The following is a 17,473-nucleotide window of genomic DNA, read 5'->3' as shown; positions in this document are numbered from 1 at the left end:
TGATTGTCAATTGTCGATAGTACACAGATAATCTTAAAGTTGTACTCAATAGTATGTCAAAATTAGACTTCTATTGAGGATATTCTATGACTATCTGCAAGGATTTAACAATACAATATTATTAAAGTAATACAACTCGACTTTTTCCCTAAATTAAAAATAAAAAAGCCTATGCTTTTGACATAGGCTTAAGATTTTACAAACTTCTGGCGATTCCTAATTCTAATCCACGAAGCTCGGCTAAGCCACGCAAACGACCAATAGCGGTGTAACCCGGATTGGTACGCTTTTCAGGATTTAAGTCATCTAACATACGATGCCCATGGTCTGGACGGAAAGGCAAACGATAATCTTTTCTACCTTCTGCGATACGCTTACGTTGTTCCAAGACAAGACCTTTCATAACACCATACATATCTACATCACCATCGAGATGGTCAGCTTCATAGAAATTGCCTTCTGCGTCTCGTTTGGTTGCACGTAAATGAATAAAGTTGATGCGACTTCCCAAGCGTTCGACCATACCTGCTAGGTCATTGTCTTCACGCACACCATAACTGCCTGTACAGAAACAAAGACCGTTATTAGAACTTTCGTAAGCGGCTAATAGTTGCTTTGCATCACTTTCGGTACTTACAACTCGTGGTAAGCCCAAAATTGGATATGGAGGATCATCAGGGTGAATGGCTAGATTGATGCCTGCTTCTTCTGCTGCTGGAGTAATAGCTCGGATGAATTCATAAAGATTGGCACGCAATTCTGCATCTCCAACTTCATGATAAGTCCCTAATACAGCAGCAAATTCTTCTACTGTAAAGCTTTCTTCACTCCCAGGCAAACCTGCAATAATATTACGAATCAACTTGGTTTTGGCAGCTTCACTCGCTTGATTATACCAAGTATGTGCTTTTTGCAATTGACTTTCAGTATAGCTTTCTTCTGCACCTTTTCTTTTTAGAATAAATACTTCAAAAGCTGCAAATTCAGTCGCATCAAAGCGTAGGGCTGTTGAACCATCAGCTAATGGGTAATCTAAATCGGTACGAGTCCAGTCCAATACAGGCATAAAATTGTAGCACACCGTGTCAATCCCTGCTTTACCAAGGTTTAACAAACTTTGCTTATAGTTTTCGATGTATTGCAAATAATTGCCAGAACGCTTTTTAATGTCTTCGTGTACAGGAACGCTTTCTACTACAGAAAAATTAAGTCCTGCTTTTTCTATCTCGGCTTTACGAGTCAAAATTTCTTCTAACGACCAAACTACGCCATTGGGCAGATGGTGAAGTGCTGTTACGATACCTGTAGCTCCTGCCTGACGAATATGCGCCAATGATACAGGGTCTTTTGGACCAAACCAACGAAATGTTTGTTCTAAGGGCATTTTAAGATTGATTAGGATGAAAAGATGCGATTAATTTATAAAGGCATTCTTTGTTTTTTTTTACCCAATCATTCCTAAGAAAGATTTGAAGAATAGCGAAGAGGGCAACAAGTTACCCTCTTTGATTTAGAGATTAAAGCTTATTTTCCGCGAGAATAATTTGCTACATAATCAGGAATTGGCGTTTCATGACGCATGAGTGGGTCAGTAATTGGGGCTTGAGCAACTTGTTTTAAAGGTAATACTCCTGCCCAAACTGGTAACTCATAATCTTCTTCATCATCGCTTGGATTACCCACTTGTACTTTAGCCGAAGCTTTTTCCAATGAAAACGCTAAAACCATTGTTTTCTTCATTTCGGATGCATCTGGCTCACGAACTTCTGCCCAGCGACCTTTGATAACGTGTTCAGTAAAAGCTTCTAAAGCATCCCATGCCTCTTGCTCATCGGTGATAAGTTCAGCTTGTGCAAATACTACCACAGAACGATAATTGACCGAATGATGAAAAGCCGAGCGAGCTAATACCAAACCATCCAACAATGAAACAGATAGGCAAACCTCTCGACCATCGGCGAGACTGCGCATAAAATGACTCCCAACCGAGCCATGGATATAGAGCTTATTCCCTATTCGACAATATCCTGTTGGTATCATCATTGGTCTACCATTTTCTACATAGGCTACTTGACAAACCAATCCTTCGTCGAGGATACTGTAAATTTGTTCGGAGTCATAGCTAGCTCTTTTTGCTAATCGACTTGGTTTTAAATTAACCTCTTCCATAAGTGCTTGTAAATGTGAATTGTTAACAGATATGTTGAAAAATCATGTTACAAACTTCTATCTTTACTGGTATAGTTTATTAGTCCAGTTACAAATAGCGAAATAGTCCAGATGCAAATTCCCTATAAGTCGATTTTAGTATTGGAGCGTGGTTCGGCGGTGCCTTTGTACGTACAGCTTGCCAATGCTTTTATTCAACATATTCAAAGTGGGATTATTCCAAAAGGTTGTAAACTTTTGGGTTCTCGTCCATTGGCTGATTTATTAGAAATAAATCGTCAGACCGTAATTCAGGCTTATGAAGAGATTCAATCGCAAGGATGGATTGAAATTTTACCGAAAAGAGGTGTTTTCGTGAGTAATCAACTTCCAATTGTTCAAGCAAAAGGATTTATTTCTACTCAAATAAGTGAAGCGAGCGAAAAAGATAGTATCCTTAACAACCGAGCTTCGGGTTTGTTTTTACCTAAATTAATTCAACACCATCTTGCCTTCAACGATGGCTTGCCTGACCCACGCTTAGCTCCAAGGGAAGCATTAGCCAAACGTTATGCACATTACATAAACTACGCAGAGCCAGCTTTATTGAATTATACGGAGGTTTATGGATTACGTCGTTTCCGAGAAAATTTGGCAACATTACTCAATCAAACTAGAGGACTTTCCATTGATGCCGAACATATCCTTAGCACACGAGGAAGCCAAATGGGGATTTATTTAGTAGCTCATGCTTTCATCCGTTCGGGCGACTTGGTTGTGGTTGGTGAGTTGAGTTATCAAGCGACAAATTTAACTTTTGAGCATTTTGGAGCTACAACCATGACAATTCCTGTGGATGAGGATGGCTTGGATACTATTGCATTAGAAAAGCTATGTCAAAAACATCCTATTCGGATGGTGTATGTTACCTCACACCATTATCATCCGACTACGGTCACGCTAAAACCAGAGCGTCGTTTACATTTATTGCAGCTTGCTGAAACTTATCATTTTTGGATTGTCGAAGATGACTATGATTATGATTTTCACTATGCTAATCGTCCAGTGTTACCATTGGCAAGTGCTAATACGCAAGGAAGAGTTATCTATATTGGTTCATTTACTAAATTGATAGCACCAACTTTTAGAGTAGGATATGTAGTAGCGAGTCCTGAAATCATTGAAGAACTTGCTAAAATAAGAAGAATTATTGACCGCCAAGGAGATACCATACTTGAGGCTTGTTTGGCTGATTTATTAGAAGACGGAACACTCAGACGACATGTAACTAAAGCGCTTAAAGAATATCGTCAGCGTCGGGATTTTACCTGTGAATTATTTGAAAAAGAGCTAGGAGAAAAAGTATCTTTCGAAAAACCGCAAGGCGGTATGGCCATCTGGGTGAAGTTTTCTGAAAAATATCCCCTAGAAAGCTTGTCTGAAAATGCCCATAAAAAGGGCTTATACTTGCCAAACGGAAGCGCATATAAGCCTTTAAATGCTTGTAGGATTGGTTTTGCTTCGATGACTCTTTCAGAAATTGAAGAATCTATGTCAATTCTAAAAAAAATAATGATTGATTAGCGCTTAAGTTTACCGCTTACATCGCCTTTTACCACCATTTCAATTTCCTGTAAAGTAGCCAAATTAAAATCGCCTTCCACAGTGTGCTTCAAGGCTGAAGCAGCTACACCGTATTCTAATGCTTTTTGAATATCTTGGAAAGTAATATATGCATAAATAAAGCCAGCCATAAAGGCATCGCCCCCACCAATTCGATCTATAATATTTGGTATATCTATTGTTTTCGTTTTAATCATTTCGGTACCATTCCAGCATTGCCCTGAAAGGGTATTATGTGACGCTGAAATTTGACCTCTTTTGGTATTCAATACAAATCTTGCTTGGGGAAATTGAGTTAAAATCTGCTGACAAATAGATTTAAAACTACCCTTTTCATCATTTGGTGTAATTCCAAACATATCATTTGCATCTCCTTTGCTACAGATAATAATATCGCAATACGAAATTAGCTCAGGCATCACTTCGCTAGGTTTTTTGCCCCACTGCCAAAGATTTTTGCGGTAGCCCACATCTGCGGAGATAGTTAACCCCATTCTACGAGCCACTTTTACTGCCTGTAAGCAAGCTTCAGCAGCCGATGCCGATATAGCAGGAGATATTCCAGTAAAATGAAACCATTGCGCATCAGCAAAGATAGATTCCCAATCAAAATCAGCTGGGTTCAATAAAGCAAAAGCAGAATCAAAACGATCATAGATTACCTTTGAAGGGCGCATAGCGGCACCATTTTCTACAAAATAGATACCCAAGCGATTTCCTTTCATTTGCATAAACTCCGTACCAACACCGTATTTGAGATATGTAGTGCGAGCAGCATAACCAAGGTCATTATCAGGAAAAACTGTAACATGGCTTGCAGGAATACCCATAATTGCAAGAGAAGATGACACATTGGCCTCGCCACCACCAAAGTTGATGTTGAAAGCATCTGACTGTGAAAATCTTGCAAAATTAGGCGTAGTTAATCTCATCAAAACTTCGCCAAAGGTGATTACTTTTTTCATGATTTCAGATTCCTTAATGGTTATAAGACATAGCTTTCCGAAAGATAACAAATACGTTTCAGAAATCTTATTTTAGGAATGCAAAAAGGCGTTCTAAACTCTTGATGAGATAGAACGCCTCTTTTATTTTAATATATGATAAACAAACAGTGCTTACAAGTATTTAGATACTGATTCTTCAAAGCCTGCTAGTTGAGTCAAATCTTCGCCCCAAAGACTACGATTAGACAATACTTTATGCAAATCAAAATTATCCCAAGCTTCGTAAAAATAGGATGCGTAGTTACAGTTAATTTGATAATGCTCGCCGTTACATTCTCCATAATAGTTGCCATTTACCTCCTTTACAGCATGCATAAACTGCAAATAAGCGGCAAAACCCATGGCAAATAATTCTGGAGCACGACCAAACTCACGGTAGTATTCCATCAAGATGGGAATATTACGCATACGCATTTTAGCTGAATATTGTACCGTAATATCCAACAACTTATGATTGATATATGGATTACGGAAACGATCCAAAACCATACGACCGAAGCGATCTGCTGTTTTTGAATCCACTTTATATGGAATAGCCAACGACAATTCGCCCAACATGAGATTGGTAATAATACGACTCATATAGCCATTTGCCATAACGTCTTTTACGTATTTAAAACCTAGTAAATACGCCATACCACACATCAGCGTATGTGTTCCATTCAACAGACGGAGTTTTAATTCACGATAAATTTCGATGTCTTTATCGATAATAACACCTTCATCAACTTGTGCAAAACTCAATACCTTACGAACGTGCTCGTCGCCTTGAATAGCCCACAAGCGATACACTTCCGACATAATTACTAGGTCGTCTTGATAACCTAATTTTTGTAGGATTTCGGTTGCATTTTCTGGTTTCCCTGGTACAATCCTATCTACCAATGAATTACAGAAGCGATTATGTGTATCTATCCACTCGATAAACTCAGGCTCAAGTGCGTTACGGTGAGCTTGTTCTAAAACAATTTCTTGTAATTTATCACCATTGCCAACAATCAGCTCAGTTGGAACAATCACCATTCCGCTTTCAGCAGAACCGCCAAAGTGTTTCCATCTTTCATACAAGAATGCCAATAATTTTACAGGAAAAGATTGCGGTGGTGTCGAAGTTACCTTGTCTGATTCGAGTAATGCAATACCAACCTCTGTTGTATTCGAAATTATAATCTGCATTTCAGGGTTGCGTGCGCATTCCAAAATAGCACTCCATTCGTTACGGGCAGATAAGGTACGAGAAATAGCACTATTAATGATTGTTTCTTCAATCAACTTACCATTTTCTAAGCCTTTTATACAGTGAGTATATAAGCCATCTTGCTCATTAAAGGCATCGGCATCGCCTTTATCTGTGGATTTTACCACAACGACTCTTCCGTTAAAAACACCTTGTTTGTTAGCTTTATCGATAAAATAATCGCATAAGCCTCTTAATAATACGCCTGTACCAAACTGTAATACTTTTTCAGGTAAAGAGAATAGCGTTTCATCAGGCACTTGTACTTGTCCTTTAAATTGGGCAGTAGCTGTCGACAAAAATGACTTAGTTAGTTTAAGATCCATCACACAACGAATATAATTTGTAAATACATACTTGACTAGAAAGTAAAATAAGGGGTTTATTCTACTCTATTTTAGAGATATTATTTCTTAAGGATGTTGATGTGTCCCAAACCATTAGGTTGGAAAATGCGTGTACTACAGGTAGAGGCTTGGTATTCTCGGGTATGAGTTAACTATTCCAGAAGATAGACTCTTTTATTTAGGAGTCTATCAATTGACTCAAACCCGATAGGTTAACCAAGCAGATAGGATTAAATTTTCATAGTAAATAGTCAAATCGAAAGTTATGCTTCTCCGACTGGACCACTATAATTTGTTGGGAATTGGAAGCCTATGGCGCCTTTCTCATCAGAAATACTACCGTATACATCCTCATATTTTGCAATGTTATCTTTCAAAGCATTCAATAATCTGTAAGCATGATCAGGTGTCATTATTACACGTGATTTCACACGTGCTTTAGGCAATCCTGGCATCATTTTAATAAAATCAATTACAAATTCACTTTGTGAATGTGCTATCATTGCAAGGTTTACGTACTCGCCTTCAGCCATTTCCTCTGTAAGCTCTACATTAATTTGTGTCTCGTCTTGTTGATTTGCCATAGTTTAAAACATAAAAGTTTGATTTTCAAATTTAATCAAAAACATCACCTATTCAATTATTCCAGCTTTTAATTAAGTTTTTTTCTTTTGAAAAGATACTGCTTAGGAAGGTGTACTGAGGTTATTAAAAAGCCTTTAAAATAGACAAATGGACATTTTTTTGAAAAATATCATTAAAAATCACCATGGATATTTAAACCTCAAATAACTGTATTACAAATAATTACAACCCATAAAGCAAGATTTATCCCTTTTGAGAATTTGATATTTTCTATCAAAAAAGCCAAAGGCCCTTAGAACTAAATCTAAGAGCCTTTGAAAATATGTTCAAAATGAAGTTTAGACTAAACAATCCAACGAGCTTTACGATAGCCACCCACTTTTTGTTGAGCTTGCTGTTCTTTAGCCGTTTCGATTTGTTGTAACTCTTCTTTTGAAGTAATGATATAATCTTGGTATTTGCGAACACCAGTACCTGCTGGAATCAAGTGACCTACGATTACGTTTTCTTTCAAGCCATCTAAGCCATCTGATTTCGCTCTGATTGAAGCTTCAGACAATACTTTCGTTGTCTCTTGGAATGACGCAGCCGAGATGAATGATTCAGTACCCAATGACGCCTGAGTAATACCTTGCAAGTTTGGTTGAGAAACTGCTGGTTGAGCGTCACGAACCTCTACTTTACGTAAGTCACGACGTTTCAATGAAGAGTTTTCATCACGCAACGCACGAGTCGTTACAATCATACCAACTTTCATTTTATCAGAGTCCCCTGCATCTACAACAACTTTCTTGTCAAGAATATCGTCATTTGCCAAACGTACAGCAAAACGGTCTACATTCTGATTGTTCAAGAACATGGTATCACCAGAATCAACGATTTCTACTTTTTGCATCATCTGACGAACGATACATTCGATGTGCTTATCGTTGATTTTTACACCTTGCAAACGGTAAACGTCCTGAATCTCATTTACTAAGTATTCTTGTACCGCTGTTGGTCCTTTGATAGCCAAGATATCTGATGGCGTAATTGCTCCATCTGAAAGAGGCACACCTGCACGAACAAAGTCATTGTTTTGTACAAGAATGTGTTTCGAAAGTGGAACTAAGTATTTACGTTCAGCACCATCTTTAGCTTTCACATAGATTTCACGGTTACCACGTTTGATACCACCTAATGTAATTACACCGTCGATTTCAGAAACTACGGCAGGGTTAGATGGGTTACGAGCTTCGAACAACTCGGTTACACGTGGAAGACCACCCGTAATGTCACGAGTTTTACCAGCTGCACGAGGAATCTTAGCAAGAATTTGACCTGGTTTGATTACAGCACCATTCTCAACAGAAAGGCGAGCAGCCACAGGTACGTTGAAAGAAGTTTCTTCACCGTTTTTGTTAACAATTACGATTGAAGGGTTCTTTGTTTTATCCTTAGATTCGATGATAACTTTTTCTCTCAAACCAGTTTGCTCATCGGCTTCCTCCTTGTAAGTGATATTTTCTTCGATTGAGTCGAATCTTGCAATACCATCTGCTTCAGAAAGGATTACGGCGTTGTATGGATCCCAAGCACAAATTTCTGCACCTTTAGTAATAGTTTGTCCATCTTTCACACGCAAGTAAGCACCATACGGAACGTTGTTCGTGATATATACTTGGTTGGTAGCTGGATTCACAATTTGAACCTCACCCGAACGACCCATTACGATTTCTACTGGATTACCTTCAGGATCTACAGAGGCTACAGTACGCATCTCTTCGAAACGAATGATACCATCAAATTTCGCTTTGATTGTTGCATCTAGGGTTACGTTTTGTGCAGTACCCCCAACGTGGAATGTACGAAGTGTCAACTGTGTACCTGGCTCACCGATTGACTGAGATGCAATTACACCTACAGCTTCACCAATACTTACCATTCTACCTGTTGAAAGGTTACGTCCATAACACTTAGCACAAACACCATTACGAGTTTCACAAGTTAATACCGAACGAATCTCGATAGAATCAATAGCAGTATCATCTACACTTGTTGCCATTTCCTCAGTGATTTCTTCACCAGCAGGAATCAACAATTCACCAGTAACTGGATCATGAACATCATGGATAGACACACGACCTAAGATACGCTCTGAAAGTGGTTCGATGATCTCTTCGTTATCTTTCAACGCAGCAATTTGGATACCACGTAAAGTACCACAATCCTCTTCGTTTACGATAACATCTTGAGCAACGTCATGCAAACGACGAGTCAAGTAACCCGCATCGGCAGTTTTCAAGGCTGTATCGGCAAGACCTTTACGAGCACCGTGCGTTGAGATAAAGTACTCAAGTACGTCTAGACCTTCTTTAAAGTTAGAAAGGATTGGGTTTTCGATGATTTCACCTACCGAACCTTGTAAGTTCTTTTGAGGTTTTGCCATCAAACCACGCATACCACCTAACTGACGAATCTGTTCACGAGAACCACGAGCACCTGAGTGCATCATCATAAAGATCGCGTTGAAGCCTTGCTGGTCATTTTCCATTTGCTTCATCAACGTATCCGTGATTTTCGAGTTTACTTTCGTCCAAATATCAATAACAGCATTGTAACGCTCATTATCGGTAATAAGACCCATCAAGTAGTTGTCTGTTACAGAAGCCACATCTTCAGTAGCTTTAGTAATTAACTCAGCCTTTTCTTCTGGTACGATAATATCACCGATACCCATTGAAAGACCACCTTTGAAGGCCATTTGGTAACCCAATTCTTTAATATCATCCAAGAATTTAGCTGTACGAGCTACTCCTGAGATTTTAAATACTTGAGAAATGATTTGTTGCAATTTTTTCTTTGTCAACAATTCATTGATATATCCTACTTCTTCAGGAACACAAAGGTTGAACAATACACGACCCGCAACAGTTTTCACCATTTCGTCTACCAATGTACCGTCTTCTTTACGAACCTTAGCTTTTACTTCGATATTAGCATGTTTCGAAACTCTACCTTCGTTCATACCAATTACTACTTCTTCAAAGCCGTAGAATTTCATTCCTTCACCTACAATTGGGTACTCTGGTGTATGTCTACGTCCTTTTGTTACGTAGTACAAACCAAGAACCATGTCTTGAGAAGGTACTGTAATAGGAGCACCGTTGGCAGGGTTCAAGATGTTGTGCGAAGCCAACATCAATAAAGATGCCTCAAGGATAGCCTCTTGACCTAGTGGTACGTGTACCGCCATCTGGTCACCATCAAAGTCGGCGTTGAAGGCCGTACAAGTCAACGGGTGCAATTGGATAGCTTTACCTTCGATCAACTTAGGTTGGAAAGCTTGGATACCCAAACGGTGGAGAGTTGGGGCACGGTTAAGAAGAACAGGGTGTCCTTTCATTACGTTTTCCAAAATATCCCAAACCACAGGGTCTTTTCTATCAACGATTTTCTTAGCAGATTTTACCGTTTTAACGATACCACGCTCAATCAATTTGCGAATAACAAATGGTTTGAATAGCTCGGCAGCCATATCTTTTGGCAAACCACACTCGTGCATCTTCAATTCAGGACCTACTACAATTACCGAACGACCAGAGTAGTCAACACGTTTACCTAACAAGTTTTGACGGAAACGACCTTGCTTACCTTTCAGCATATCAGAAAGGGATTTCAAAGCACGGTTACCTTCAGAACGAACAGCGTTAACTTTACGTGAGTTGTCAAACAATGAGTCAACAGCTTCTTGAAGCATACGTTTTTCGTTACGTAAAATTACTTCAGGAGCTTTAATTTCGATCAAACGCTTCAAACGATTGTTACGAATAATTACACGACGGTAAAGATCGTTCAAATCGGACGTTGCAAAACGACCACCATCTAGCGGTACTAATGGACGTAATTCTGGTGGAATTACAGGAACCATTTTAATTACCATCCATTCTGGTTTGTTCTCGATACGAGTACCCGCTTCACGGAAAGCTTCAACTACTTTCAAACGTTTTAAAGCTTCAGCTTTACGTTGTTGAGAAGTATCATTAGCAGCCGAGTGACGAAGGCTATAAGAAAGGTCATCTAACGCAGTACGTTTCAACAACATTTCAAGTGCCTCTGCACCCATCTTAGCGATGAATTTTTGAGGATCTTCGTCAGGAAGCAATTGGTTTTCGCGAGGTAATTTGTCGATAATGTCCAAATATTCGTCTTCTGTTAAGAAGTCCATTTTGTTAACACCATCTTCCTCTTTGATACCAGGTTGAACTACCACATATCTTTCGTAGTAGATAACTTGATCCAATTTTTTAGTAGAAAGACCTAGCAAATAACCAATTTTGTTAGGTAAGCTACGGAAGTACCAGATGTGTGCTACAGGAACCACCAATTCGATGTGTCCCATACGCTCACGACGTACTTTTTTCTCAGTAACCTCTACACCACAACGGTCACAGATGATACCTTTATAGCGAATACGCTTATATTTTCCACAGTGACATTCCCAGTCTTTCGTTGGACCGAAGATACGCTCGCAGAACAAACCACCCATCTCTGGTTTGTAAGTCCTATAGTTGATGGTTTCAGGTTGAGTAACCTCACCATGCGAACCTTCAAGAATTGACTCTGGCGATGCCAACGAGATTGTTACTCTCTGGAAGTCGCTATTTAATTTTCTATTTTTTTTGAATGACATTTTTAAATCTGTTTTTAATTTAAAATATCTAAGGGTTTGGAGAAATTAACACATGGTCTTACTTCTCCTTGGTAATTGACTTTCAGAAAAACAACTTTACGATTAAGCGTGAGTACTCATTCACTTATGAAAAGCGTTATTCATTTATAAAACATCCCAAGTAAGATTTGTCTTATAATATTTTGCTTTTGACTCCTGATAATCACACAAGATTAACTCGTAAGATCCTTTGTACAGTTCGCTTTTTGATATAATCGTATTGTATTCTGAGCTTTGTAAATATGGTTTTTTGGATGCCAACTGAACTCTACTTGGGTTATACACAAATAAATGTTCTTTCGACTTCAACAAGTAATAAGTTCCATTAAGTCCAGATTGCTCCAGATTATTACCGTCTAATATCAAAGTGGAATCTGTTACCACAGATTGCAAAGTCAAAGTTTCCTTCTCAAAAGTCGGTTTTTCAGCAAATGATTTCCATTCTTTATGCAAGGGTGTTGCTGGAAAAACATAAGCCTTATAATGATTCATTAACGAATCGTTCGTCTTTTTGATAAAGTAGAATGGGTTATAATGCGGATGAGTAGGAGGAACACCATCATAATAATGATTAAATGTTACTGCTACTAAAAGTTTGGCACGCGAGGACATTAATCCCCAAAATTTTGCATATCCTAAAAAGAAAACTGCCATAGAAAACCCTAGAGCAATTTTAGCAAAATGTGCATACCTTACATTCATCACAAAATATCCATACACTAATGCCAGTGCCATGAAAGCATAATAACGATGATTGGAAACTAACATCGTAAATTCTGGATCACTTCCTGTTCGACCAAATGCGATTACACTGGTTGTAAAAAGTAGATATCCAAGCGCATAAAATGTAAATGATGCTACAAAACGTGTCGTTTGATCTTTTGCTCTCATATTGAGAAAAGATTTCCACAAAACAAAAAATACCAAAAGGAGAGTTAAAAACCCTGCTACACCTGGTACTGTAGCCTTCCAAAAACTTAATGACGACAAGGATAAATCAGCCCATCCACCCCAAATGTACAAAAACCCTAAAGGAATATAAGTTGGATGCTCTTGAAACGTCTTTAGTCCTAATTCAATAAATGGTTGCTTTTGGTAACCATGAAAATAAAATCCGACTATTATCGCTGCATAAGTCAACCATGCCAATAGCAACTTATATTTCTTTTCTACTAATAAGATGACAGCTCCCAATGGTAGGGCAAAAATGCCACTACCAAAGGAAAAAATGCCCATTAGTACAGTTCCAAATGCAAGGTAATTCCACTTAGAATTTTTCTGTAACAATAGATATACTGTCCAAATACTATAAAACAAAGCCCATAAGTACTGACATGAAGAGTTTGCCCAGGTAATAATGATATAAATATGTAAAGGAAACATAAGATATACCATTGGCAACAGCTTACTACTACTTTCAACTCTTCTGAAGGTACTATATACTACTAAATATAATCCTAGCAATGAGAAGTCTCCAATGTAAGGGTAATAGTTGAAATGAATCTGACCAAACACTTTATATTGAAACATACTCATCAGCGTCAAAATAGGAAAACGATACTCATTGTGCTGTGCAAACAACGCAGTAAGTTTTTCGCTAATAGTTGATGCTTTTAGTTCTCCTAAAAATGCTCCTGCTACCATCGTGTAATCATCATAGATCACAAGGTTTTGTGTATGATAAAAACAGAAATAGGCAAACATTAAAGGAGGTATTATACCTAGTAACCAAACACCTAGCTTCTTTGTCATTTATTACTCTAACGTAATTTCTAGAGCTAAACCTCTTAGTTCGTGGATCAATACGTTGAATGATTCTGGAATACCTGGTTTTGGCATGTTTTCACCTTTAACGATAGCTTCGTATGCTTTTGCACGACCTACTACGTCATCGGATTTAACTGTCAAAATTTCTTGAAGGATATTAGCAGCACCAAACGCTTCGAGTGCCCAAACCTCCATTTCACCAAAACGCTGACCACCAAATTGTGCTTTACCACCAAGAGGTTGTTGCGTAATCAATGAGTATGGTCCGATTGAACGTGCGTGCATTTTGTCATCTACTAAGTGACCCAATTTCAGCATGTAAATAATACCTACTGTTACTGGTTGGTCAAAACGCTCGCCGCTAAGACCATTGTACAAGTATGTACGACCCCAAGATGGTAATCCCGCTAATGTCAATTCGTGAGCAACTTCAGCTTCTGTAGCACCGTCAAAGATCGGAGTAGCGTATTTCTTGTTCAATTTTTCACCTGCCCAAGCCAATACTGTTTCATAAATCTGACCGATGTTCATACGTGAAGGTACCCCTAGTGGGTTCAACACGATGTCTACTGGAGTTCCATCTTCTAAGAATGGCATATCTTCGTCACGTACAATACGAGCTACAACCCCTTTGTTACCGTGGCGACCCGCCATTTTGTCACCCACTTTCAACTTACGTTTCTTAGCGATATATACTTTCGCCAATTTCACGATACCCGCTGGCAATTCGTCACCTACTTCTAATACGAATCTTTCACGTTTGAAGCGACCTACTAGTTCGTTACGACGAACGTTGTAGTTTTTCACTAACTGTAACAACAATTTGTTAGCTGCATCATCTTCACTAGCTTCTTCCAAAATCAAGTCAGCCAACAAGTTAGCCTCTTCAGGAACGCTATATGAGCTATCGTCACGGTACAAGTTTTTAGCTGGGAACAAAGCTTCTTCAATGTTACGAGCTGTAAACTTGATTCCTTTTTCAAGGATAACCGAACCGAATTTATGTTTGATACCGTTACAAGTTTTACCTTCTAACAATTCAACCATTTTGCCTATCATCGTAGCACGAATAGAAGTAAGGTCTCTTGACAATTGTTTAGACAAAATTGCCAATTCTTTCTTCGCTTTCTCACGCTCGTCTTTATCTTTCTTAGGACGGCTGAACAATTTGGTATCGATAACAACACCTTTCAATGATGGTGGTGCTTTCTTAGAAGCATCCTTCACATCACCAGCTTTATCACCGAAGATAGCACGAAGTAGTTTTTCTTCTGGAGTTGGATCAGACTCTCCTTTTGGTGTGATTTTACCAATAAGGATATCTCCTTCTTTTACTTCAGAACCTACGCGTACAACACCATTTTCATCTAAGTTCTTCACAGTTTCTTCAGAAACGTTAGGAATCTCAGCTGTTAATTCTTCTTCACCACGTTTTGTATCACGAACTTCTAGTTCAAATTCTTCAATGTGGATTGAAGTAAAGATATCATCACGAACAACTTTCTCAGAAATTACAATCGCATCCTCGAAGTTGTAACCTTGCCAAGGCATGAAGGCTACTTTCATGTTACGTCCAAGTGCCAATTCACCTTGTTGTGTTGCATAACCCTCACAAAGTGCTTCTCCTTTTTTCACACGTTGTCCTTTACGAACAATTGGCTTCAAGTTGATTGTAGTATCCTGGTTAGTTCTACGGAACTTAATCAATTTGTATTCTTTTGTATCACCTTCAAAGCTTACTAAGTACTCATTAGGAGACATATCGTATTTTACAACGATTTTGATACTGTCTACATAAGCAATAACACCATCTGCTTCTGCAACAACTAGTGTGCGAGAGTCAAGTGCTACACGAGCTTCAAGACCTGTACCTACAATAGGAGCTTCAGGACGCAACAATGGCACGGCCTGACGTTGCATGTTTGAACCCATCAAGGCACGGTTGGCATCATCGTGTTCCAAGAATGGAATCAAGGATGCTGCAACTGATACAATTTGGTTCGGAGCAACGTCCATGAATTGAGCCTCTTGTGGGTCAACTCTTGGGAAGTCACCTTCAAAACGAGCTTTTACACGATCGCTTTCAAACAAACCATCATCACCATAAGAAGCATTTGCCTGAATGATGTTTTTACCATCTTCTTCTTCTGCTGTCAAATAATGAACTTGATCTACCTGTACTTTACCTCCTTCAACAACACGGTAAGGTGTTTCAATAAAGCCCATCGAGTTGATTTTTGCGTGAACGCAAAGTGATGAAATCAAACCGATGTTTGGACCTTCAGGAGTTTCAATCGTACAAAGACGACCATAGTGCGTATAGTGAACGTCACGAACCTCAAAACCTGCACGTTCGCGAGAAAGACCACCAGGTCCAAGGGCCGACAAACGACGCTTGTGAGTAATCTCAGCCAATGGGTTTGTTTGGTCCATGAACTGAGAAAGCTGGTTAGTTCCGAAGAACGAGTTGATTACTGATGAAAGCGTACGAGCGTTGATCAAATCAACTGGCTTGAAGTCTTCGTTATCACGAACGTTCATACGTTCTTTGATTGTACGAGCCATACGAGCCAAACCTACACCAAATTGAGCATATAATTGCTCACCTACTGTACGAACACGACGGTTTGACAAGTGGTCAATATCATCGACTACAGCTTTTGAGTTGATCAAACCGATTAAGTATTTAACAATAGAGATGATATCATCTTTTGTTAAAACTTTTGTTTCCATCGGAATATCATGTCCCAATTTCTTGTTAATTCTGTAGCGACCTACCTCACCTAAATCGTAACGTTTGTCAGAGAAGAACAAGTTTTGGATAATATCACGAGCTGTTTGCTCATCAGGTGCTTCTGTGTTACGCAACTGACGGTAAATTTGCTCAACCGCTTCTTTTTCAGAGTTTGAAGAGTCTTTTTGTAACGTATTATAAATGATATTATAATCGTTTACGTTCATATCTTCTTTGTGAAGAATGATTGTATCAAGACCTGCATCTAAAATAGTTTCGATGTCATTGGCAGAAATAACAGAGTCACGCTCCAACAATACTTCGTTACGGTCGATAGATACTACTTCACCAGTATCTTCATCTACGAAGTCTTCTTGCCAAGTTCTCAATACCCTTGCAGCCAAGCGACGACCTACTGCTTTTTTCAAAGTCGCTTGATCAGCTCTAACTTCTTCAGAAAGACCAAACAAGTCTAAGATTTCTTTATCTGAACCGAAACCAATCGCACGTAAAAGAGTTGTTACAGGGAACTTTTTCTTACGGTCGATGTAAGCATACATTACGTTGTTTACGTCAGTTGCAAATTCAATCCAAGAACCTTTGAAAGGAATAATACGAGCTGAGTACAACTTTGTACCATTTGTGTGACGGCTTTGAGAGAAGAATACCCCTGGAGAACGGTGCAATTGAGATACAATTACACGCTCAGCTCCGTTGATTACGAATGAGCCACGCTCAGTCATGTAAGGAATATTTCCTAAGAATACTTCTTGCTCGATAGTTTCGAAATCTTCGTTGTCGTCATCATTACAAATCAAACGAAGTTTCGCTTTTAAAGGTACTGAGTAAGTAAGACCACGGTCGATACACTCATCTACCGAATATTTTGGAGGGTCAACCGAATAGTCAATAAATTCGAGAACAAAGTTTTCACGAGAATCCGCGATAGGGAAGTTCTCTGCAAAAACCTTAAATAGACCCTCGTCATTACGATTTTCAGCAGGAGTTTCCAATTGGAAAAACTCCTGAAATGACTTCACCTGAATATCCAAGAAATCTGGGTACTCAAGCAAATTCTTAACTTTGGCGAACGCGAGTCTGCCAGTGTTTGTCATGTGTGCCAAGGCTGTTACTGTTTTGAAGTTTACTGTAAAAGTTTACTGTTACCAGTTGGTATCAATGAGCAAAGAATGGTAAGTAAGGTTCTTCTTTGCAAAACTGATAGGTTTGGCTTTTGTGCCAAATGGAGCCTCGTAGATGTGAGTATCATTGTTTCCCTTTGCTAATCTTCCTACGAAAAAAGAAAAGTGTTTC

9 protein-coding genes are annotated in these 17,473 nt (G+C 38.9%); 1 reads left to right on the top strand and 8 read right to left on the bottom strand.

Features of this window, described 5'->3' with window-relative positions; translation table 11 throughout:
* Window positions 1-196 precede the first annotated feature (196 nt).
* Both uxuA and QM481_RS09340 read right to left on the bottom strand, forming a co-directional pair.
* Entirely contained in the window at window positions 197-1,384 is a 1,188-nt protein-coding gene (gene uxuA / locus QM481_RS09345; RefSeq protein WP_283381543.1) for a mannonate dehydratase, read from the bottom strand.
* Window positions 1,385-1,524: 140 nt separating this feature from the next.
* Window positions 1,525-2,169, bottom strand: coding sequence for a pyridoxamine 5'-phosphate oxidase family protein (locus QM481_RS09340; RefSeq protein WP_283381542.1), 645 nt, complete (start codon window positions 2,167-2,169; stop codon window positions 1,525-1,527).
* 111 nt (window positions 2,170-2,280) lie between these two features.
* Between QM481_RS09340 and QM481_RS09335 the strand changes: the two genes are divergently transcribed.
* Window positions 2,281-3,732 carry an aminotransferase-like domain-containing protein gene (locus tag QM481_RS09335; protein ID WP_283381541.1) on the top strand — a complete coding sequence of 484 codons (1,452 nt, stop codon included), beginning with the start codon at window positions 2,281-2,283 and terminating at the stop codon, window positions 3,730-3,732.
* Here the strand turns inward: QM481_RS09335 and QM481_RS09330 are convergent.
* The 6 genes from QM481_RS09330 to rpoB all read right to left on the bottom strand — a co-directional run bounded on the left by QM481_RS09330 (window position 3,729) and on the right by rpoB (window position 17,274).
* On the bottom strand, window positions 3,729-4,736 hold the full coding sequence (locus QM481_RS09330) for a PfkB family carbohydrate kinase (protein ID WP_310589662.1): 1,008 nt from the start codon (window positions 4,734-4,736) through the stop codon (window positions 3,729-3,731). The two genes, QM481_RS09335 and QM481_RS09330, sit on opposite strands and share 4 nt — an antisense overlap.
* A gap of 153 nt (window positions 4,737-4,889) precedes the next feature.
* A complete protein-coding gene (locus tag QM481_RS09325) occupies window positions 4,890-6,341 on the bottom strand; it encodes a tagaturonate reductase (RefSeq protein WP_283381540.1) in 1,452 nt (483 codons plus the stop codon).
* A 284-nt stretch (window positions 6,342-6,625) separates the two neighbouring features.
* On the bottom strand, window positions 6,626-6,946 hold the full coding sequence (locus QM481_RS09320; RefSeq protein WP_283381539.1) for a DUF3467 domain-containing protein: 321 nt from the start codon (window positions 6,944-6,946) through the stop codon (window positions 6,626-6,628).
* A 344-nt stretch (window positions 6,947-7,290) separates the two neighbouring features.
* Window positions 7,291-11,619 carry a DNA-directed RNA polymerase subunit beta' gene (rpoC, locus tag QM481_RS09315; protein WP_166551583.1) on the bottom strand — a complete coding sequence of 1,443 codons (4,329 nt, stop codon included), beginning with the start codon at window positions 11,617-11,619 and terminating at the stop codon, window positions 7,291-7,293.
* A gap of 144 nt (window positions 11,620-11,763) precedes the next feature.
* Window positions 11,764-13,410 (bottom strand): hypothetical protein, encoded by a 1,647-nt coding sequence (locus tag QM481_RS09310; protein ID WP_283381538.1) that lies wholly within the window; start codon window positions 13,408-13,410, stop codon window positions 11,764-11,766.
* A 3-nt stretch (window positions 13,411-13,413) separates the two neighbouring features.
* Complete coding sequence (gene rpoB, locus QM481_RS09305) at window positions 13,414-17,274, bottom strand: DNA-directed RNA polymerase subunit beta (RefSeq protein WP_166551624.1); 3,861 nt, start codon at window positions 17,272-17,274, stop codon at window positions 13,414-13,416.
* Between the last annotated feature and the right edge of the window lie 199 nt (window positions 17,275-17,473).

It is taken from the genome of Flectobacillus rivi (assembly GCF_030056655.1).
GTDB lineage: Bacteria > Bacteroidota > Bacteroidia > Cytophagales > Spirosomataceae > Flectobacillus > Flectobacillus rivi.
This window is presented reverse-complemented; position numbering and strand designations above follow the sequence as displayed.